Genomic DNA, 19515 nt, shown 5'->3' with positions numbered 1-19515 from the left:
CTAAGCCTCGCTAAGGGACGCTAAGAATTTTAACGAAATCATATGGTTGCGTGAATTTTGCAGGGCCTTCCTTAGCGTTTCTTAGCGGCCCTTCGCGCACCTAGCGGTTTAAAAATTCAGGCGTAAAAAACGTCCGCTTCTTATCGGGAATGACCATATAAGGCAAGTGATGCGAGGATGGTAGGCGGGGGATGGGGGTAAAGAAAAACCCGGATCCGATGTTTGTTGCCGTCTCCGTATGGTTTTTCAAAGAAAAACCCGGATCCGGCTTGGGGTCCGGACCCGGGTTTCTTGGAAAGCGACCTGCCCTTGGGGTTGAGGCTTGGGGTGTCAACTGAGCTGATCGCTGTTTCGTTCGGACGCGTGAACGCCCGCCCGAATTCCTTCATGTCATGCGCGCGCTCTTTCGGTTTTCGCTTCCTTGCGCGCGGCGCGCTTGGCCTTGATCGCGTACATGCTGCTGTCGGCGCCGTGCAGGGCTGTGTCGACGCTGTCGCCAGCCGCATAGGCCCGCATGCCGATCGATGCGCGGACGTTGATCTTTTCACCCTTCCAGCGCAGGGTGAGCGTGTTCAATCGCATCGCCAGTTGTTGGGCGCGGTCGACCGCTGCCATGGTGTCGGCGTTGGAAAACAGCAGCACAAATTCATCCCCGCCCAAACGGGCCGCCACGTCCATGCGGCGGATCGTGCCTTTGAGCGTTTCCGCGACCAGACGCAGCGCGGCATCGCCCGCCGCGTGGCCGTATGTGTCGTTGATCAGCTTGAAATTGTCGAGGTCGATCATCAGCAACAGGCCGCCCTTGGTCAGGCCACGCGTGGTGCGGTCGAGTTCGCGGTCGAACGCTTCGACAAAACCGCGGCGGTTGGCAAGGCCGGTCAGGTCGTCGGTGGTGGCCGCCGCCTCAAGATGTTCGATACGTGCGCGTTGGGTGCCGATCTGGCGGTGCGCGTCTTCCAGCGCGACATGCGCCTCGCGCAGCATATCAAGCGCGGCATTGGCGATACGGCGCAGGCTGGCATCGTCGAATTCGCCGCGTTCACTCAGGCTGTTCAGGCGGGCGTGCAGCGCCTCGCCACGGCCTTCGAGGATTTGTGTGGCGGCGAAAGCCTGCGGTGCGGTGACGCCCTGTGCCTTGCCTTTGATAATCGCGTCGGAAACCATATCTGCGTATTCCTTTCCGGGTTTTAACTTTGCGAAACCCGTGCCAAAACAAAAATTGTTAAAAATCAACATGTTGTACATTTGTGCATGTGTTGTGGCGCGGTATGCGGCTGTCGCGGGCGGGGGCGTGGACGCGAGGGGCGGAAAATTTTGCCCCGGCGTAGAAGACACTTTCGGCAGGGGGGCGATTTTTGCTAAAATGGACGAATATGACGTTTTGCCGGACCCTTCGCTGGACCCTGCCCGTGGGCGTTTGCGCCGCACTGGTGCTGGGCGTGTGCGCGCTGGCGCCGGGCGGTTTTGTGACCGCGCGCGCGGCGCCGGTCGTCCCGCCCGCGCAATCACGGTCTGCGCAAAGCGCCGAGGACGTCAGATTCGCGCCGCACCGCGCGTTGTACGAGGTCACGCTGTCCTCGGTCAAAAGCGGCGGGCAGTTGGTCGATATTCGCGGCCGGATGTATTTCGCGTGGAAAAAGACCTGCGAGTCTTGGAACACCGACCATCGTTCCTCGCTGGTCTATGAATATGCCGACGGCACCTCGGCGCGGATCAATTCCGATTTCGCGTCGTATGAAACGCTGGACGGCAAGGATATGAGCTTTTCCTCGCGCCGGGAAAACAACGGCGTGCCGTTCGAGGAATTCCGCGGCCATGCCTCGCTCGACGCCAATGCCGATGGCAGCGCGGATTATTCGATCCCCGGCGACCTTAAATTCCGTTTGCCGAAAAACACGTTTTTCCCGATGCAGCACACAGCCGAGATCCTGGCGCGGGCGCGGCGCGGGGAAAAATTCTTCAACGCCGCGCTATTCGACGGGTCGGACGACCAGGGGCCGCAGCAGGTCAATGTGTTCATTGGCGAGACGGTCGACCCCATTTCGGGGCTGCGGCTGAACAAGAATATCGACTCTGCCCTGCTCAAGGCGCCGGCGCACCGGATGCGGCTGGCTTTTTTTCCGTCCGAGGACGCCGACAACAAGGAACCGGGCGCAGCCGCTTATGAAATGGACCTGACCGCACTCGACAACGGGGTCGTCAGCGACATAAAAATCATCTACGATACGTTCACCATTTCGCAGAAACTGGTTGCGCTTGAACGTATCGACATGCCCGTATGCACGGAAAACTCCGCATACCAGCCCGCCGCGCCGGTCAAGAAGTAAGCCAGAACAGTCATATCCGGGGCCAATGCGCAAAACTGTCTTAATCGTCGAGGACAACGAGTTGAACATGAAGCTGTTCAACGACCTGCTGGAGGCGCATGGCTATGCCACTGTCAAGACGCGGGACGGAACACGCGTACTTGAACTTGCCCGCGAACATAAACCCGATCTGATCCTGATGGATATTCAACTGCCGGAGGTGTCGGGTCTGGATTTAATCCGCTGGCTTAAGGAAGCGGCCGATCTCAAATCCATTCCGGTCATCGCCATCACCGCTTTCGCGATGAAGGGGGACGAGGACCGTATCCGCGAAACGGGGTGCGAGGATTATATTTCCAAGCCGATTTCGGTGCTGCCGTTCATCGAAACGGTGCGCCGGCATCTTGAAGCGCCGCAACCGGTTCAAAAACCGGCGCAGGAAAAGGAACAGGGATAATCCATCATGTCGGCGCGCGTACTGGTTGTTGATGACATCGCCCCCAACGTAAAGCTTCTGGAAGCGAAGCTGATGAGCGAATATTACGACGTGATTACAGCGACTTCCGGGCCGCAGGCGCTGGAACGTGTGAAGGCGGATACGCCGGACATCGTGTTGCTGGACGTGATGATGCCGGGCATGGACGGGTTCGAGGTTTGCCGCGCGATCAAGGCCGACCCTACGACCGCGCATATCCCGGTGGTGATGGTCACCGCGCTGACCGATGCGACCGACCGGGTGCGCGGGCTTGAGGCCGGGGCGGATGATTTCCTGTCCAAGCCGGTCAACGACGTGGCGCTGATGGCGCGGGTGCGTTCGCTGGTCCGGCTCAAGATGACGGTCGACGAATGGCGGGCGCGCGAAAATACCGCGACCACATTGGGCGTTTCGGGGGAATCTGCGGCGATGATGGCGCAGGCGACCGAAAACGCGAATATCCTGATCGTCGAGGATCAGGCTTTCGAGGCCCAAAAATGTCAAGAAGCGCTCAGCCGCGACCAGCACAAGGTGTTTTCGGTGACGGGGGGGCTGGCCGCGCTTGAACGTGCGAGCGTGACCGATTGCGACCTGATCATCGTTTCGCTCAACATGGAGAAGGAGGACGGGCTGCGCTTGTGTTCGCACCTGCGCTCCAACGACCGGACGCGCGCGGTGCCGATTTTGATGCTGGGGCAAGAGCAGGATCTGCCGAAAATCGCGCGCGGGCTGGAGATCGGCGCCAATGATTACATCCTGCGTCCGATGGATCGCAACGAACTGCTGGCCCGGGTGCGCACGCAAATCCGCCGCAAGAGGTTCCAAGAGCGTCTTAAAGCAAATTATGAAGTCAGTCTGTCGATGGCTTTGACCGACACGCTTACGGGGCTTTACAACCGGCGCTATCTTAACGTCCACCTTGAAAAGCTGCTCAATTCCACCGGCGACCAGCGCAAGCCGATCGCGGTGCTGCTGTTCGATCTGGATAAGTTCAAGTCGATCAACGACACTTACGGTCACGGCGTGGGGGATGAGGTTTTGAAGACGTTCGCCGACCGGCTCAAGACCAGGATGCGGGGATTCGACCTTCTGGCGCGCACGGGGGGCGAGGAATTCGTGGCGGTGCTGGTCGACGTGTCGCTGGAAAAGGCATGTTTTATCGCCGAACGTCTGCGGCGCGCGGTCGGGCGGCGGCCGATGCCGGTCAACACGCCGGAGGGACAATTGACGGTCACGACCTCGCTGGGCGGGGCCTATATCGGGACGCAGGTGGTCAGTGTCGAGGATGCCTTGAACCGTGCCGACGAGCAGCTTTACAAAGCCAAGGAAAGCGGGCGCGATGCGGTGGTGTTCGAGCGCGTGGGCAAGCTGGACCCCGCGCAATACGACGAACCCGAACGCGCGCCGCTCGAATAAAAGCCCTGTCTAATTCATTGCAAAACAATCGGGTATCGCGCGCTTTTCATGTGCAGGTAAAAAACCGCAAGTTGTTTGTAACGCAGCTTTTATAACAAAAACCCGCGGGGGTGTTTTCGTTTGCGGGTTTTATAACAAAAACCCGCGCTGGGGGCAGCGCGGGCTCTTTGTGTGCACTGGCAACAATGGGGATCGGTGCCATCACAAAGTCTGTTCCTGGGCCTTCATCCGGCCCTTCAGCCGGCGATGTCGCAGCCGGCAAAGAAATAGGCGATTTCGATCGCGGCGTTTTCGAGACTGTCTGACCCGTGAACCGAGTTTTCACCAATCGAAAGCGCAAAATCCTTGCGGATGGTGCCGTCCGCCGCCTGCGCGGGGTTGGTGGCGCCCATCACCTCGCGGTTTTTGGCGACGGCGTTTTCGCCTTCCAGCACCTGAACCACCACCGGGCCAGAGGTCATGGAATCCACCAGTTCGCCAAAGAAGGGGCGTTCGCGGTGGACGCCGTAAAACGTTTCCGCCTGCGTGCGTGTCATCATGATGCGGCGCTGGGCTATGATGCGCAGGCCCGATTTTTCAAGGCGATCGCAAATCGCCCCGGTCAGGTTGCGGCGCGTCGCGTCCGGTTTGATGATCGAAAAGGTCCGTTCGGTGGTCATTTATTATGTCACTCCTGATGTGTTCCGCGCTGTGCTTATAGCCAGCGCGGGCTGGCTTGACAACAGCCCTGTCCATTTGTCTAACCATAACTTGAGAAAATCTTTACATTATGCATTTTAACCCATTGTAATTGAAAGAGAAATGATAAGCCTTCCTTGTAAAAAATCTTTCCGGTGTGGCTGTTATTTGTTTTTCATAATTTAAATCATAGGGGGGTAAAAAACCGGATCTGTAACTTTTCTTGTAACTTTTCATGGGGCCGGTGCGTAAACCCCGATACAGCCTAAATCGTTTTCAGGGAGCCGTGATGAATCGCCGCATGTTTCTTACTGCATTACTGGGAGGTGCCGCTGTGGCGCGATTCGGCAGCCCAGCCTTTGCCGGTTGGTTTGGCCGAGAGGATAAAAACGCTGTTTCAGGAAAGGAGTACCCGGTTCACATGTCCGATACAGAATGGAAAGCCAGACTTTCACCCGAGGCCTATGACGTCTTGCGCGAACACGGCACCGAGCGCGCCTTCACCAGTCCGCTTAACGACGAACACCGCCACGGCACGTTCCTGTGCGCGGGGTGTGCCAATCCGCTTTATTCATCGGAGCAGAAATTCGATTCCGGCACCGGGTGGCCGTCCTTCTGGGCGCCGGTCGGTGCGGGCGCGGTCGAAACCGCAACCGACTACAAGATCGGCTATGCCCGCACGGAGGTGCATTGCGCGCGCTGCGGCGGGCATCTTGGCCACGTCTTCGACGATGGGCCGAAGCCGACCGGCAAGCGTTATTGCATGAACGGCGTCGCGATGACATTCAAGGAAGGCTGACGTCACCTTACGTGCCCGGAACCAAGGATGTGAGGTTCCCAAGGTCAAGACCATGATGGGCCGAGGCTGCCAGTGCGGCCGGGTTTGCCGCCTGCAGCCATATCGTTCCCGGTCCTTCGACCATCGTGTAGCGATTGCCTTCCTCGCCCAATACGCGATTTTAAATCCGGGTATTTTACGCAGGCTGATCCTTCATCAACATTCTACCGGGATGCGCGATCAGGCGTGCGCCCGGTTCCAGTTGATAGGAAACCAGCGGTATGATTCCGAAGGATTTTTTACGAACTGCTCTTTCAGGCTCATGGTTTTCTGTCCTTTCAGGGGCTGTTCGGATTGAAGGCAAGGGGTGAGGGCGCCGTGCGCACGGGTAGGCCCATAATGTCGGTCTCTCCGGTATAGCCCATGCGCTCGAATCCTTTGGAATCGCCGTATTTGACCAGCAGGTCGGCGTAAAGCAGCGGCAGGTAGTCCTTCCAGAAGCGCAATAAAACCTCGCTGCTGCGGAAGGTGTTGAGGCCCAGATTCATTTCACCTGCAGGCGCTGCGACATAACCGGTCTGCGCATTTTTGTTGAATGTGGCGCAAACGTTGATCTGTCCGTCGTCCTTAAGATAATCGTAGACGATTTTTGGTCGCATGATGCCCATGTCGGCCAAGGCGGCGATCAATTCGTCCTCGGTTTCCGGGATTTTCCCCCAGGCTTTATAGCCGCGCACTATTAGGTTGTGCAGGCGGGCCTGCTGTTCATGGTCTTGCGCGTAATGTTCGCGCGGCATCAGGGTCAGTAGCATATCTAGGCCCTGAAGGACGTCCGTGCCGAGTTTGTACAGGCCCGTGCGGTTGGCCAGAATGTTGCGGGCGTCGTTCAGAAACGCGCGGCGTGCGGTTATGTCCGATCCATCCTTGAACTGGAGGATGTGGATATGTTCTTCGCCGATAATATCGGAAACAGAAGGCGCCAAAAGCTTGCTGAGCGAGGAAGCGACCGCATAGCGATATGAGGAAAACCCGCTGAGCGCGAACGCCGCCACCGCGAACATGCGTAGGAATTCGATGCCAAGCAGCGGTTCCAGAATGTCGTGCGCCCGGGCGAAGGCCATGCGACTGGTCAGTATGCCAAGCACCGGCGCGGCGGGGTTGAGCGTCAGTCGATTGATGTGTATCGCACGGTCGTCGTTGTTCGGATTGGCGTAAGCCATGGTGAACGGCATTTCCAGCAGGCCGCGCGTACCCGAAAAGTATCCCTTGAAGGAAACCACATCCGGGCGCGGCGTGTCCTGATGCAGCCCTTTGGCCGGCCATTCGCCGAACTGAGCCGCGAAAATCTCGTCATCCGTGGCGCTGCCCTTGCGGATCAATTGCGCGACCCTGCGGTCGCGCTTGCGGAAACTGATGGGACCGATGAAATCCATGTTACATACCTCCCGGTCGCGGCAGAGCCAGCGCGGTAAACGGGTGAAGCCACTGGATGATGTGCCGGATCAGCGGGCGTTCGTACTGGATCGCAGGCAGACTGAGTTCGCGGCGCAGGGAATTGAGCAAGATGCTGACCGTTTCGTCGGTCAACTGGCCGACCTGATAACGGAACGCGTTTTCATGCACGGGCATCAGACGAACCCGATTCCATGTCAGGCCACGCATGTCCTGCGCACGGAACCGGTCCGGCAGCACGGCGACCGTATATGGGGTGTAATGTGTCGCGCCGTTTTCGGCTTCGTTCAGGAAAAACCGCCCGCGGCGCAGCAAAACCACCGCGTCCGCCTCGCAGGTTAGCGGACCTTCCGGATCGGGATTGGGAATTTCGATCGTCCAGACATGGCCGGGCAAACAGCCGCGCCGTTCGTTGAACAGGGATTTTAGAAAAAAACGCTTCTCCGGTTTCAGCACTACGTCCAGCCCGGCGGCGAGGTCTTTTCGCTGCTGGCCGTCCATGTTGCAAACCACGCGCATACGTTCGCCGCGCAGGGCGACCGATGCCAGAGAGTCGAACTGGAAATAACTGGTTTTCGTTGATTGCGGCGAGATTTTCATTTGGACGCCCGGTCGACCCTGCGCCAGAAAATCCTGCGTGGTGGCGCAGACCGCTTGCATGAACGCGTCATCAAGGCAGATATTGTCGGCATCAACCCTGACAACGGTTTTTTTAAGCGCGACCACCGGGCGCGGTTTGGTCGCCTGCCCGGTTTCCAAAATCTGCCGGGCGGGGGTCAGGGTCTGGAGCATATGTTCGATCCACAGGACAGATCCGGGGTAGATCGTCGTCCAGCGCGGCGCGTTTGCCTGAGGCCTTCCATGGCCGTGCGGATGGTTTGGATAGGGCATGGCTCAAGCGGGGGATTTTCCCCCGAGCGGTTGATCATGCCGTGCTTCCGGCATGGCGTTGTGGCCTTTCGGGACGTATTGGAAATAGTATTCACAAAGCAGGTCAATGGTAATGCTGCCTGAGTTGTCGGCTTCTCCCAGAATGGATTTTAGCCCGAACTGGTCCAGCGCTTTTGTCAATTTGCGCGCCAGCTCGTCGTGCAGTTGGCCGCGCGTAAATTCGGCGTGATCGATTTGCTGCACGCTGCGTCCTGCGCTGTTCTGGGTTGCGACGACGCTGATATACAGCCGCCACGTATCACCGAACAGGCTTGGAAAATTTAACCGTGTTTCGCTGATTTTTTGTGAGTCGACGGCAAAAGCCTTTGGGTTGTCGTCATCGGCGACATAGGGATAGACGCTTAGGGTCAGGTTTCTGCCAGATGCATCGAGGCGCGCGAGAATGCCGAATTCGCCATCAAGCATGGCCGCGACCTTGTCTTTGTTTTCAGGATTCCAGCAGAAATGGGTCTGGAGTTCGTCACGGGCTTCGGCGAATGACCGCGTCATTTGCTCGTTAGCTTGTGCGCATTCAAATTCGATGATGATGTCGCCGATATTCATGTTCTGTTTTTATGGCAATAAAACGAAGCTGGCAAGTTTTGTGCGCGCAGCCTATGACGTGGGCCATGAACCTTGAGGATCGTCTGATCTACCGCGACGGGCTGATGCTGGTGCTGGACAAGCCGGCGGGGATTCCCGTGCATCCGGGGCCGGGCGGCGGGCCGAATCTGGAGGACGGGTTCGAATCTTTACGGTTCGGCTTGCCGCGCGTGCCGCATCTGGCGCATCGGCTGGACCGCGACACGTCGGGGTGCCTTGTGCTGGGACGGCACCGCAAGGCGTTGGCGCGGCTGGGCAAATTGTTTGAAACGGGCCGGGTCGAAAAAACCTATCTGGCCGTGCTGCCGCATGTGCCCGAAGGCGCGACGGCGGGCACGATCGACCTGAAGCTGGCCAAGGTGCATAAATACAAAGGCTGGAAGATGCAGGTCGCGCCGGCGGATCTGCCGCCCGACCTACCCGCGAGCGCGGGCGGGGCGCAAAGCGCGATCACCGATTACCGCGTGCTTGGCGTGGCCGAGGGGCGGGCGCTGGTCGCGTTTTACCCGCGCACCGGGCGTACGCACCAAATCCGCGTGCATGCGCGGGCGCATTTCGGTGCGGCGATTTTGGGGGATACAATCTATGAGGGTGCGGCGGCGTCGCGCCTGATGCTGCATGCGGCGGCGATCGTATTGCCGCTTTATCCGAACCGCGCGCCGGTGCATGTGGCGGCGCCATTGCCGCCCGAATTCGCGCCGTGGGCGCATTTATGGACGGGCAACGCCGCGCACGGGATAGACAAACCGGGATGATTGTGTAGATTTCCGTCATGACCCATCCTGATTCCGCTGCCGCCTCGTCCAAAAGCCGTCCGCTGTCGCCGCATCTTCAGATTTATCGTCCGCAGATGACCTCGATCATGTCGATCCTGCACCGGGGCACGGGGGTTGTTCTTTCGCTGGGATTGTTCGTTATGGCGTGGTGGCTTCTGGCCGCGGCCAGCGGACCAGAAGCTTATGAGGCGTTCCGCCGCGCGGCGTCGCATCCGCTTGGCATATTGTTCGCGGTCGGGCTTTCCTATGCGCTGTTTTTCCATGCCTGCACCGGCATCCGGCACCTGTTGATGGATACCGGCCGGGCGGTCAGCATTTCCGGTCTTTATAAAAGCGGGTACACGGCGCTTGTCGCCTCGGTCGTGCTGACCGCCGTGTTCTGGGCCGCGATGATGATGGGGGGCTGAAATGGGCGCGCCTTTGATCAAATGGAAGTCCTATGGCCTCAAGAACCCGATGGCGCGGGCGACCGGGCTTGGCTCGGCCCATGCCGGGGTGCATCACTGGATGGCGCTGCGCATGACCGCGGTCGCGCTGATCCCGCTGACGCTGTGGCTAAGCTGGGCCGTCGTGCACATCGCGCGGATGGATTACGCGGCATTCGTCGCGTGGCTGCAAACGCCCGTCAACGCGATCTTGATGCTGTTGACGGTGTTGGTGATGTTCATGCAGGCGGCGCTGGGCGCGCAGGTCATCATCGAGGATTACCTGCACAACGAGGGCCTGAAATTCGTCAAGATGGCGGGCATGAAGCTGGTGCTGACCGCGACCTGCGTCGCGTGCCTGTTCGCGATTTTGAAGGTGGCCTTGTGATGAACGCGGAAATGAACCCGCATGCAAGCCCGGTGTTCAATGCCGTTTCTGGATTGGCCGAAAGTATCGTCCAGACCGTCGTATTCGGCGCCTTCGCGCATTATATGTATGCCAAGGGGCATCCGGTTGAGGCCGCTGCTTTGGCCGGGCTTACTTTTTTAATGGGCATGGGTGCCATTCAACATCTTCGCAAGATGCGCGGCATGTTCGCGCGGTCCACTGTTTCGTTACGTCCGTCATAAGGTTTTTTTCATGTCACAGGCCTATCCCATCATCGATCACGAATACGACGTCGTCATTGTCGGCGCGGGCGGTGCCGGTTTGCGTGCCGCGCTGGGCATGGGGGAACGGGGGCTGAAGGCCGCGTGCATCTCCAAGGTGTTTCCGACGCGTTCGCACACCGTGGCGGCGCAGGGCGGGATTTCGGCGGCGCTGGGCAATGGCGGGCCGGACGACTGGCGCTGGCATTTCTACGACACGGTCAAGGGGTCGGACTGGCTGGGCGATCAGGACGCGATCGAATACATGTGCCGCGAGGCGATCCCGGCGGTGATCGAGCTTGAACATTACGGCATGCCGTTCTCGCGCTTTGAAAACGGCAAGATCTATCAACGGCCCTTTGGTGGGCACACCACCGAATTCGGCAAGGGTATGGCGTTGCGCGCCTGTGCGGCCGCCGACCGGACCGGCCATGCGATGCTCCATACGCTGTATCAGCAATCGCTCAAGCACCGGGTCGAGTTTTTCGTCGAGTATTTCGCGCTCGACCTGATCATGGCCGATGACGGCGCGTGCGTCGGGGTCATGGCGCTCAACCTGCTGGACGGCACCATCCACCGTTTCCGCGGGCACCAGACGGTGCTGGCGACCGGCGGGTACGGGCGCGCGTATTTCTCGTGCACCTCGGCGCATACGTGCACCGGCGACGGCGGCGGCATGGTCTTGCGCGCCGGTCTGCCGTTGCAGGACATGGAATTCACCCAGTTCCATCCGACCGGAATTTACGGCGCGGGCTGCCTGATTACCGAGGGGGTGCGCGGCGAGGGCGGGTATCTGACCAATTCCAACGGCGAGCGGTTCATGGAACGCTATGCCCCCAACGCCAAGGATCTGGCCAGCCGCGACGTGGTTTCCCGCGCGATGACGGTGGAAATCAACGAGGGGCGGGGCGTGGGCGCGCATCGCGACCATATCCATCTGCATCTTGAACATCTGGGGGCGGAGGTCATCCACCAGCGCCTGCCGGGTATCGCGGAAACGGCCAAAATCTTCGCGGGCGTCGATGTCACGCGCGAGCCGATTCCGGTGCTGCCGACCGTGCATTACAACATGGGCGGCATTCCCACCAATTTCATGACCGAGGTTCTCAACCCCGTGACCGGCGATCCGGACCGCATCGTGCCGGGGTTGATGGCGATCGGCGAGGCGGCGTGCGTGTCGGTGCATGGCGCGAACAGGCTGGGGACCAATTCTCTGCTCGACCTTGTGGTGTTCGGGCGCGCGGCGGGCATCCGCGCGGCGCAGGTGGTGACGCCCGGCGCGCCGCACAGGCCGCTTGGCGCCGACACCGGCGAGCGGGCCGTCGCACGGCTGGATACGTACCGTCATTCCAAGGGCGCGCTGCGTCCGGCGCAATTGCGGCTTGAGATGCAAAAGACGATGCAGACCCATTGCGCGGTGTTTCGCGATGGGCCGGTCCTTGGCGAAGGCGTGCGCAAGATCGATACCGTGTTCGCGCGCAAGGGCGAGCTGGGCATCACCGATCGCGGGCTGGTCTTCAACACCGATCTGGTCGAAACGCTGGAGCTGGACAACCTGCTTTCGCAGGCGGTAGCCAGCCTGCATTGCGCGGCCAACCGCACGGAATCGCGCGGGGCGCATGCGCGCGAGGATTATCCCAAGCGCGACGACAAGATGTGGATGAAACACACCACCGTTTGGGTCAACGGGCAGGGCGGGGTGAAAATCTCCGACCGTCCGGTGCACAGCTATACGATGTCCAAGGACGTCGATTACATCCCGCCCAAAGAACGTGTCTATTGACGAATCTGCCGTTTCGCCCGCCAGTCCGCGCGCCGCGGCGCTGGCGGACGGGGTTTTGTGCTATCTGCATTTATGGGCCAGTCTGCGCAAGCACGTGCAACTGGCGGATGACGAGATCGAACCCGATATCGGATTGTGGGACGATCTTGCGGGCGGGTATTTCGCCGTGTTCACGCAAGACAGCCCGAAAAAACTGCGCCGCGCATCCAGCTATGTCTGTGCCATCGGGGCGGACGGGCCGGTGGTGGGGCAGTTCGACCGACTGCCGCCTTGTGCCGCGGTCAAACTGCCGCGCGAGGCTGGGATGATGCTGACCATGCTGGCGCGTTCGGGGCCGCAATCGGCGCGCGGCGCGGTACGGCAGATCGAGGTGGTGGCGGCGCTGATCGACAGGGCGCTTCCAGTCAAGCGCAGGAAGACAAAGCGCGGAGCCTGAAGCGCCAGACACCGGTGGACAAGGGAATGGCAGGGGCTATAATCGTCGGCATGGCAGCTTTCACCCTTCCCCAGAATTCCAAAATCGGCGATGGCCGCGATTTCGAGGCACCGGCGGGCGCCAAGCGCGCCAAGACCTTCGTCATCTATCGCTGGTCGCCGGAGGCGCCGGGCAATCCCACGCGCGATAAATACACGATCGACCTTGATTCCTGCGGGCCGATGGTTCTGGACGCGCTGATCCATATTAAAAACAACGTCGACGGGACGCTGACCTTTCGCCGCTCGTGCCGCGAGGGGATATGCGGATCGTGCGCGATGAACATCGACGGGACCAACACGCTGGCCTGCACCAAGCCGATCGCGGACGTGAAGGGCGATGTCAAAATCTATCCGCTGCCGCACATGCCGGTGGTCAAGGATCTGGTGCCGGATCTGACGCATACCTATGCACAACTGGGATCGATCGAACCGTATCTGAAGACCGAAAGTCCGGCGCCGAGCCGCGAAAGGCTTCAATCGCCGGAAGAACAGGCTTTGATCGACGAGGCGTCGAGCTGCATCCTGTGTTTTTGCTGTTCGACATCGTGTCCGTCCTACTGGTGGAACGGCGACCGATTCCTCGGGCCCGCCATCCTGTTGATGGCATATCGCTGGATCGCGGATTCGCGCGACGAGGCGACCGGCGAGCGTCTGGACCAGCTGGAGGACCCGTTCCGTCTGTATCGTTGCCATACCATCATGAACTGCACGCGCACCTGTCCCAAGGGGTTGAACCCCGCGCGGGCGATTGCGGAAATCAAAAAACTGATGGTCGCGCGCACGGTATAAAGTATTCAGCGATCAGGTTGGGTCACGACAAAAACCGTCATTACCCGCGTATGCGGGTAGCCCATGGCAAAGAATGGCAATGGATGCCCCGAACAAGTCGAGGCATGACGCGTGAGAGATTGCGTCAGTCCGAAAACGAAACACTTTAACGCGGTGCGTTTTCCTGTGCGGTTCAGATAAGGGCGGCGCAGGAATCCGGGTCTATTCCTTCGATGCGCAATGTTTTGTGACGGTCGGTTTCGCCCGATAAAATCGTAAACGCCGATTTGCGGATTTTCAGTTTTTTCGCCAGCATCTCGATCAGTGCCGCGTTGGCGCGGCCTTTTTCCGGGACTACGGTCACGGATGCGCGCAGCCATGCGCGTCCGTCGGCGTCGGTGAATACGCCACCGATTCCCATGCGCGCGGCATTGGGGGTCAGGCGCACGCGCAAGATCACGGTATCAAGGCGGGCATCGTAAAAGCGGGGTTGTGCATCCATGTTCCTAGATAGTGTCATGAGATTGCGCGCGAAGCCAAGCCGCACCCCGGCGGCTTCAAAAGCCTCGGTCGCAGGAACTGCTGCGCCCTTCGGTTTTTTCATGGGCGGATGCGCGGTTTGGCTTCGCGCGCAATCCATGACATTAATGGGTCCTGACCCTAGTATAAGATCAGCGTGGACATGGACAAGAAGCGACTAGCCGCATGGGCGGCGTTCGACTGGGCGAATTCGGCGGTCACGACCATCGTGTTCACCTTCGTTTTCGCCGTGTATTTCGCGCGCGCCGTTTACGGCGACGAGGTCGCAGGCTCGGCCGCGTGGGCGTTCGCGCAAGGGTGCGCGGGGGTGGCGGTCGCGGTGCTTTCGCCGCTTGTCGGTGCCGCGGTCGACCGGCACGGGCCGCGCAAGCCCGCGCTGAAGATCTTTACAATCCTGAGCATCCTTCTGACCGCCGCCCTGTATTTCATCGAGCCCGCGCGCGGCTATGTAATGCCCGCGCTGATCGGTGGCGGCGTGCTGAGCGTTGCCTACGAGCTGGTGCAGAATATTTACGGCAGCACGCTGCCGCTTGTGGCGCCACCCGGAAAAATCGGGCTGGTGTCCGGTATCGGCTGGGGCGCGGGATATGTGGGCAGCATTCTGAGCCTGGGTATCGCGCTGGTGTTTTTTATCGGGTTCGGCGACGGAACCGGCCTTTTTGGGCTTGGCAAGGACCATGCGTTGAACGTGCGGGCGACGATGCTTTTGGCCGCTTTGTGGTTCGCGGTGTTCGCCACGCCGTTTTTCGTTCTGTGTCCGGATGCGCCGCGCAGCGGGTTTGATTGGCGGGAAAGCGTGTCGGCCGGGGTGCGCGGCATCGCAGCCACGCTTCGGGACGCGTGGCGGGTGCCGGGGCTGATCCGCTTTCTGGTTGGGGCGGCGATTTATCGCGATGGGCTGGTGACTTTGTTCGCGGTGGGCGGATTGTATGCCGCAGGCGCTTTGGGCATGAGTTTTTCGCAAGTCATGATGTTCGCGATCGCGATGAACGTGGCCAGCGGTCTGGGCGCGATCACGCTGGCGTTTTGGGATGACAGGGTGGGGTCGCGGCGGATGGTGATGTTGTGTCTGATCGCGATGGCTGGTCTGGGCGTCGGGATCATCGCGACCCACGACAAGACGGTGTTCATCGCGCTTGCCTGTCTGCTTGGTCTATTTATCGGGCCGGTGCAGGCTGCAAGCCGCGCGATGCTGGTGCGGCTGTCGCCGCCCGAACATCTGGGCGCGTTTTTCGGCCTGTATGCGATGACCGGAAAATCGGTCGCTTTCATGGGACCGTTCGCCTTCGCGGCGCTTACGGCCCTGTTTCATTCGCAGCGCGCGGGCATGGCCAGTATCATAGGCTTTTGGCTTGTGGGGTTATTGGTGGTATACTCGCTGCGTCCGCCCCACGAGCGAGCGTCATGAGCAGCAGCCAGATCGTCATTCAAAGCAGCCCAAACTTCGACGACCGTCCCGCCGGGGCCGTGGTCGACGCCATCGTCATTCATTACACCGGCATGCAGACGACCGAGGCGGCGCTGGACCGGTTGAGCGACACCAGCCCCGAGGCGCGCGAGCGCGGGCGGGTGAGCGCGCATTACCTGATCGACGAGGCGGGTCTCATTTATGCGCTGGTCGACGAGGCAGGTCGCGCGTGGCATGCCGGGGTTTCGCAATGGCGCGGGCGGCACGGGCTGAACGACACGTCGATCGGTATCGAATTGTCGAATCCGGGGCATGATTTCGGCTATACGGCGTTTCCGCGCGTGCAGATGGATGCCCTGATCGATTTGTGCAAGGGCATTTGCAAGCGGCATCCGATCCAGCCCGATCATGTGCTGGGGCACAGCGATATCGCGCCGGGACGCAAGATCGACCCGGGTGAAAAATTCAACTGGCGCCTTCTTGCCCGGGCCGGCATCGGGTACTGGCCCGAGCCTGAGGCCGACGATTTTCCGCGCGCGCAGATGTATCTGTCATCCCCCACCGCGCTGCGCGCGGCGTTGGTTAAATTCGGTTACGATCCAGATCTTCCGACGGCGGTGCTGTGCCAGGCGTTCAATCGGCATTTTGCAGGGAGCGATTCCGACACGCTGACATGGCAGAATGCGGCCAGCCTGTCGTGGCTGAACCGCCAAATCTTGAAAAGCGCCGCCTGATCGCGCATAGTGCGCCCGCTGGCCAGAGGGCCGGACCACCGCGGGGGATCTTTGGTTCCGCGAGGAAAGTCCGGGCTTCATGGAATGACGGTAGCGGATAACGTCCGCCGGGGGCGACCCCAGGGACCAGGGCAACAGAAAGCAAACCGCCCTTGCGGAGTCCGAAGGACGAAGCAGGGTAAGGGTGAAAGGGTGCGGTAAGAGCGCACCGCGGACGTGGTAACACGGACGGCACGGCAACCCCTACCGGAAGCAAGACCAAATAGGGACCGCAGGACGGCGGCAACGCCGTCCGCCGCATTCCACGGTGCGCGGTCCGGGTTGGTTGCTTGAGCCTGCCGGCGACGGCAGGTCTAGAGGAATGGTGGTCGAAGGGGCTTGCCCCTTACAGAACCCGGCTTATAGGCCCTCTGGTCCGCGTTTTAAAACCCGGGAATTTTTGTGTAGCGGTCCTGCGTCAGGCGGTCGGCCGAAAGCATTTTCATCAATTCCTCGCCCGCGGTGTAGACGTGCAGGCCGGTGCGGTGCCAGCCATAGGTCTTGCAGACATGGCTGAGCGAGAGCAGGTAGTCCGCCATCAGGTGGGCGGTATGCATCCGCGCGTGATCCTCGTCGGATTTTTCGATCGTCATATTTTCCCCCAAGCAATTGATCGGATTAAAGAATGAAGCTGCCAAGCACGCGCGCCGGGCGGCGGGCCGCTTGATGAAAATTGCGCTGCACGCGGTGCGGCGCGGGCGCGGCGGTATCGGCCAGCATTTTGTAAAAATCGCGGCTGCCCAGCCAGTCGGCAAGCACCGCCCAAAGAATGGCGCTTACAAACAGCATCAGGCTTGCGCCCAGAACAATGCCCAGTTCCATCATCATGTTCATATTCCCCCGAATATTTATTGTTTTCCCAGTCTTGGCCCGTCTTTGCATGTCGGCGGGCATGAACAGACTATGCAATAACAATTATGACAAATCAAGAAAAAATTGAATAAAATCAATAGTTTAAAAAATAACAAAAATAAGTTTATATTTTCATAACTTTATATAGTCGCGCGGGTGATGCCGGGGCGGTGGTGATGGGCAATGGCAAATCCGGCTTTTAAAATTTGGAAAAAATGTATTTTTTTCAGTATTTTGCGCGTCGTTTCGCTTGACCGCCCATGAATTCCCATGATATCCCATTATAAGGGCGCGGTTTGCTGCCGGACCGCGGCTTTCCTTGGGGTTTTTCTCTTTTCGTTCATGGCGTTCCGGTTCTGAATTCATGAGTCTGTTCCTGTCCACATTCGTCAATCGCATCGACGCCAAGGGGCGGGTGTCGGTGCCGGGCGCGTTCCGTGCGGCGCTGGCGGATCGCGCGGCACCCGGCGTGAGCGCGGGGGTGGTGCTGATGCGTTCGCCGGTGCATGCGGCGCTTGAGGGGTTTGCTCCGGCGATGATGGATGAAATTGCCGCGCGGCTGGACCAGTTCCCTTTGTTTTCTCCCGAACAGGACCATCTGGCCGCCGCGACGTTCGGCGAATGCGTGGCGTTGGGTTTCGATGCGCAGGGGCGGATCGGGTTGCCGGCTGAGTTGGCGGCGCACGCGCAGATCACCGACACCGTCGCGTTCGTCGGCATGGGGCGCAAATTCCAGATGTGGAATCCGCAGCGATGGAGCGGGCAGCGCGACGCGGCGTCGAAAGCGGTCAAGGCGCAGGGGTTGACCCTGCCGAAGGTGCCGTGATGACGGGTGTGAGCACGGGGGCGAACATGGGGGCAAGCAGGGGAGCAAACAGGGGGACGAACGCGCCGCATGTCCCGGTGATGCTGGACGAGGTTCTGGCCGCGCTCGCGCCCCGCGCGGGCGCGGTCTATGTCGACGGGACGTTCGGCGCGGGCGGCTATACCCGCGCGATTCTGGATAAAGCCGATTGCCAAGTCATCGCCATCGACCGCGACGAAAGCGCGATCGCGCGGGCGCGGGGCATCGATCGGCTGATGCCGGTGCACGGCGCGTTCGGCGACGTGGCGGCGCATCTGGCCGCGCTGGGGCAAGGCGCGGTCGACGGTTTCGTTCTGGATATCGGCGTGTCGTCGATGCAGATCGACGATCCCGCGCGCGGGTTTTCCTTCGCCAAGGACGGGCCCTTGGACATGCGCATGGACCGCAGCCAGGGCGAGAGCGCGAGCATGGTCGTCAACACATGGCCGGAACAGGCCTTGGCCGACATCATCTGGCGTTACGGCGAGGAGCGGCACGCGCGCCGCATCGCCGCCGCCATCATCCGCGCACGCGCGGAAAAACGCATCGAAACCACCCTGGTGCTGGCCGATCTGATCGCCGGGGCGGTGCCGGGCGGCGGAAAAAAATACGCGATCCATCCCGCCACGCGCACGTTTCAGGCGTTGCGCATCGCGGTCAACGGCGAGTTGGAGCAACTGGAGCGCGCGCTGGAGGCGAGCATCGAGATCCTTAAACCCGGCGGGCGGCTGGTGATCGTCACTTTTCATTCGCTTGAGGACGGGATCGTCAAATCCTTCCTGCGCGCGCACGGGCCGACGCAGGGTGGATCGCGCCACCGCCCGGAAACCGCATCCGTCCCTGCTTTATTCACCCAGCCGGTTCGCCGCGCACTTGCGCCGGGCGATGCGGAAACCGCGCGCAATCCGCGCGCACGTTCGGCCAAATTGCGCTGGGCCGTGCGCAGCGACGCGCAAAACGAAAGGAGTGCCGCCTGATGCCCCGTTTCGGTCGTAAAATCCATGTTTCGCCCTGGCCGGTCGCGCTGATTCTGGCTGCAATCGCGATGGCGGTCGGCGTGTTCGCGGTGACGCAGGGCGTGCAGACGCGCGAAAGCCGCGTCGCGCAGATCAATCGCGATATCCTTGCGGAGCAGCAATCGGTGCGCGTGTTGAACGCCGAATGGGCTTACCTGACCCGTCCGCAGCGCCTGCAAACCCTGATGGCCATGCAGCATGACGCGCCTGAGCCGACTGTGCCCGAGATGAAGGAAGAAAAACCCACCGCGCCCGCGGTGATTGCGCAAAGCGAAGAACCGGCGCCCGTTGCGAAGCCCGCATTGAAACAGGCGGCGGCCGTGCCACAGGTTGTATCGAAGGCCGTGCCCGTGTCAGCGCCGGTGACGGTGCCCGCGCCGAAAAAATCTGTCAGCAAAAGCGCCGTTCGTGCCACGCCCAAGGCGGCTTCGCATATGGCGCAGGCGGACGATGTCTGGCACATTACGCGGCGCACGCCCGCGCGACCGGTGCTGCCCGCGCCGAAAACCGCGCAGATACCGGCCTATCCGCGCGCCGGCGTCGCGCATCCGATCGTGGAGTAATCGC

General features: G+C 60.5%; 25 protein-coding genes and 1 other RNA gene. 17 read left to right on the top strand and 9 right to left on the bottom strand.

Going from position 1 to position 19515, the window contains the following annotated elements; translation table 11 throughout:
• Nucleotides 1-390: 390 nt before the first annotated feature.
• The gene (locus H6866_03390; protein USO08269.1) at nucleotides 391-1164 is read right to left on the bottom strand and encodes a GGDEF domain-containing protein; all 774 of its coding nucleotides are present in this window, start codon (nucleotides 1162-1164) and stop codon (nucleotides 391-393) included.
• 209 nt (nucleotides 1165-1373) lie between these two features.
• On the opposite strand from H6866_03390, the gene H6866_03385 reads away from it, so the two are divergent.
• The 3 genes from H6866_03385 to H6866_03375 are packed head-to-tail and all read left to right on the top strand — an operon-like array spanning nucleotide 1374 to nucleotide 4197.
• Nucleotides 1374-2327 carry a DUF1849 family protein gene (locus H6866_03385; GenBank protein USO08268.1) on the top strand — a complete coding sequence of 318 codons (954 nt, stop codon included), beginning with the start codon at nucleotides 1374-1376 and terminating at the stop codon, nucleotides 2325-2327.
• A 25-nt stretch (nucleotides 2328-2352) separates the two neighbouring features.
• Nucleotides 2353-2763: a response regulator gene (locus H6866_03380; GenBank protein ID USO08267.1), complete on the top strand. Its 411-nt coding sequence runs from the start codon at nucleotides 2353-2355 to the stop codon at nucleotides 2761-2763.
• A 6-nt stretch (nucleotides 2764-2769) separates the two neighbouring features.
• Nucleotides 2770-4197 carry a PleD family two-component system response regulator gene (locus tag H6866_03375; GenBank protein USO08266.1) on the top strand — a complete coding sequence of 476 codons (1428 nt, stop codon included), beginning with the start codon at nucleotides 2770-2772 and terminating at the stop codon, nucleotides 4195-4197.
• Nucleotides 4198-4433: 236 nt separating this feature from the next.
• Here the strand turns inward: H6866_03375 and ndk are convergent, their stop codons facing one another.
• On the bottom strand, nucleotides 4434-4856 hold the full coding sequence (gene ndk / locus H6866_03370) for a nucleoside-diphosphate kinase (protein ID USO08265.1): 423 nt from the start codon (nucleotides 4854-4856) through the stop codon (nucleotides 4434-4436).
• 308 nt (nucleotides 4857-5164) lie between these two features.
• Here ndk and msrB point away from each other — a divergent pair, with 308 nt between their 5' ends.
• Entirely contained in the window at nucleotides 5165-5674 is a 510-nt protein-coding gene (msrB, locus tag H6866_03365) for a peptide-methionine (R)-S-oxide reductase MsrB (GenBank protein ID USO08264.1), read from the top strand.
• Between the two features lie 317 nt (nucleotides 5675-5991).
• Here the strand turns inward: msrB and H6866_03360 are convergent, their stop codons facing one another.
• From H6866_03360 to H6866_03350, 3 genes are read right to left on the bottom strand one after another with little or no spacing between them, the layout of a single operon-like run.
• Entirely contained in the window at nucleotides 5992-7086 is a 1095-nt protein-coding gene (locus H6866_03360) for a hypothetical protein (protein USO08263.1), read from the bottom strand.
• 1 nt (nucleotide 7087) lies between these two features.
• Complete coding sequence (locus H6866_03355; GenBank protein USO08262.1) at nucleotides 7088-7996, bottom strand: hypothetical protein; 909 nt, start codon at nucleotides 7994-7996, stop codon at nucleotides 7088-7090.
• Between the two features lie 3 nt (nucleotides 7997-7999).
• Nucleotides 8000-8599, bottom strand: a complete 600-nt coding sequence (locus tag H6866_03350) for a hypothetical protein (protein USO08261.1) — start codon at nucleotides 8597-8599, stop codon at nucleotides 8000-8002.
• Between the two features lie 53 nt (nucleotides 8600-8652).
• Here H6866_03350 and H6866_03345 point away from each other — a divergent pair, with 53 nt between their 5' ends.
• Genes H6866_03345 through H6866_03315 form a run of 7 tightly spaced genes read left to right on the top strand, consistent with a single transcriptional unit; the run spans nucleotide 8653 to nucleotide 13536 of the window.
• Complete coding sequence (locus tag H6866_03345; GenBank protein USO08260.1) at nucleotides 8653-9393, top strand: RluA family pseudouridine synthase; 741 nt, start codon at nucleotides 8653-8655, stop codon at nucleotides 9391-9393.
• A gap of 17 nt (nucleotides 9394-9410) precedes the next feature.
• Nucleotides 9411-9821: a succinate dehydrogenase, cytochrome b556 subunit gene (sdhC, locus tag H6866_03340; GenBank protein ID USO08259.1), complete on the top strand. Its 411-nt coding sequence runs from the start codon at nucleotides 9411-9413 to the stop codon at nucleotides 9819-9821.
• A 1-nt stretch (nucleotide 9822) separates the two neighbouring features.
• Nucleotides 9823-10227, top strand: a complete 405-nt coding sequence (gene sdhD, locus H6866_03335) for a succinate dehydrogenase, hydrophobic membrane anchor protein (protein ID USO08258.1) — start codon at nucleotides 9823-9825, stop codon at nucleotides 10225-10227.
• Entirely contained in the window at nucleotides 10227-10469 is a 243-nt protein-coding gene (locus H6866_03330; GenBank protein USO08257.1) for a hypothetical protein, read from the top strand. The genes sdhD and H6866_03330 overlap by 1 nt, the downstream gene beginning before the upstream one ends.
• A gap of 10 nt (nucleotides 10470-10479) precedes the next feature.
• Nucleotides 10480-12270 (top strand): succinate dehydrogenase flavoprotein subunit, encoded by a 1791-nt coding sequence (locus tag H6866_03325; protein ID USO08256.1) that lies wholly within the window; start codon nucleotides 10480-10482, stop codon nucleotides 12268-12270.
• Nucleotides 12260-12706, top strand: a complete 447-nt coding sequence (locus tag H6866_03320) for a hypothetical protein (GenBank protein USO08255.1) — start codon at nucleotides 12260-12262, stop codon at nucleotides 12704-12706. The genes H6866_03325 and H6866_03320 overlap by 11 nt, the downstream gene beginning before the upstream one ends.
• A 50-nt stretch (nucleotides 12707-12756) precedes the next feature.
• A complete protein-coding gene (locus H6866_03315) occupies nucleotides 12757-13536 on the top strand; it encodes a succinate dehydrogenase iron-sulfur subunit (GenBank protein ID USO08254.1) in 780 nt (259 codons plus the stop codon).
• 172 nt (nucleotides 13537-13708) lie between these two features.
• Here the strand turns inward: H6866_03315 and H6866_03310 are convergent, their stop codons facing one another.
• Nucleotides 13709-14017, bottom strand: a complete 309-nt coding sequence (locus tag H6866_03310; protein USO08577.1) for a DUF167 domain-containing protein — start codon at nucleotides 14015-14017, stop codon at nucleotides 13709-13711.
• Nucleotides 14018-14197: 180 nt separating this feature from the next.
• Here H6866_03310 and H6866_03305 point away from each other — a divergent pair, with 180 nt between their 5' ends.
• From H6866_03305 to rnpB, 3 genes are all read left to right on the top strand, one after another.
• Entirely contained in the window at nucleotides 14198-15463 is a 1266-nt protein-coding gene (locus tag H6866_03305) for an MFS transporter (GenBank protein USO08253.1), read from the top strand.
• Nucleotides 15460-16197, top strand: a complete 738-nt coding sequence (locus H6866_03300; protein USO08252.1) for an N-acetylmuramoyl-L-alanine amidase — start codon at nucleotides 15460-15462, stop codon at nucleotides 16195-16197. The genes H6866_03305 and H6866_03300 overlap by 4 nt, the downstream gene beginning before the upstream one ends.
• A 22-nt stretch (nucleotides 16198-16219) precedes the next feature.
• An RNA gene (gene rnpB, locus H6866_03295) (RNase P RNA component class A) lies at nucleotides 16220-16615 on the top strand.
• 4 nt (nucleotides 16616-16619) lie between these two features.
• On the opposite strand, the gene H6866_03290 is transcribed toward rnpB, so the two are convergent.
• The 3 genes from H6866_03290 to H6866_03280 all read right to left on the bottom strand — a co-directional run bounded on the left by H6866_03290 (nucleotide 16620) and on the right by H6866_03280 (nucleotide 17454).
• Nucleotides 16620-16829 (bottom strand): hypothetical protein, encoded by a 210-nt coding sequence (locus H6866_03290; protein USO08251.1) that lies wholly within the window; start codon nucleotides 16827-16829, stop codon nucleotides 16620-16622.
• Nucleotides 16830-16854: 25 nt separating this feature from the next.
• The gene (locus tag H6866_03285) at nucleotides 16855-17070 is read right to left on the bottom strand and encodes a hypothetical protein (protein ID USO08250.1); all 216 of its coding nucleotides are present in this window, start codon (nucleotides 17068-17070) and stop codon (nucleotides 16855-16857) included.
• Between the two features lie 150 nt (nucleotides 17071-17220).
• Nucleotides 17221-17454, bottom strand: coding sequence for a hypothetical protein (locus H6866_03280; protein ID USO08249.1), 234 nt, complete (start codon nucleotides 17452-17454; stop codon nucleotides 17221-17223).
• Between H6866_03280 and H6866_03275 the strand changes: the two genes are divergently transcribed.
• The 3 genes from H6866_03275 to H6866_03265 are packed head-to-tail and all read left to right on the top strand — an operon-like array spanning nucleotide 17453 to nucleotide 19511.
• Entirely contained in the window at nucleotides 17453-17914 is a 462-nt protein-coding gene (locus H6866_03275) for a division/cell wall cluster transcriptional repressor MraZ (GenBank protein USO08248.1), read from the top strand. The two genes, H6866_03280 and H6866_03275, sit on opposite strands and share 2 nt — an antisense overlap.
• Nucleotides 17915-17940: 26 nt before the next feature.
• Nucleotides 17941-18909 (top strand): 16S rRNA (cytosine(1402)-N(4))-methyltransferase RsmH, encoded by a 969-nt coding sequence (gene rsmH, locus H6866_03270; protein ID USO08247.1) that lies wholly within the window; start codon nucleotides 17941-17943, stop codon nucleotides 18907-18909.
• Nucleotides 18909-19511, top strand: a complete 603-nt coding sequence (locus H6866_03265) for a hypothetical protein (protein USO08246.1) — start codon at nucleotides 18909-18911, stop codon at nucleotides 19509-19511. Before rsmH ends, H6866_03265 begins: the two co-directional genes overlap by 1 nt.
• Nucleotides 19512-19515: the final 4 nt, after the last annotated feature.

The sequence above is a fragment of the Rhodospirillales bacterium genome (assembly GCA_023898805.1).
GTDB lineage: Bacteria > Pseudomonadota > Alphaproteobacteria > Micavibrionales > UBA1664 > UBA6145.
Note: the sequence above shows the minus strand (reverse complement) of the source record. Positions and strands in the feature narration are given on the sequence as shown.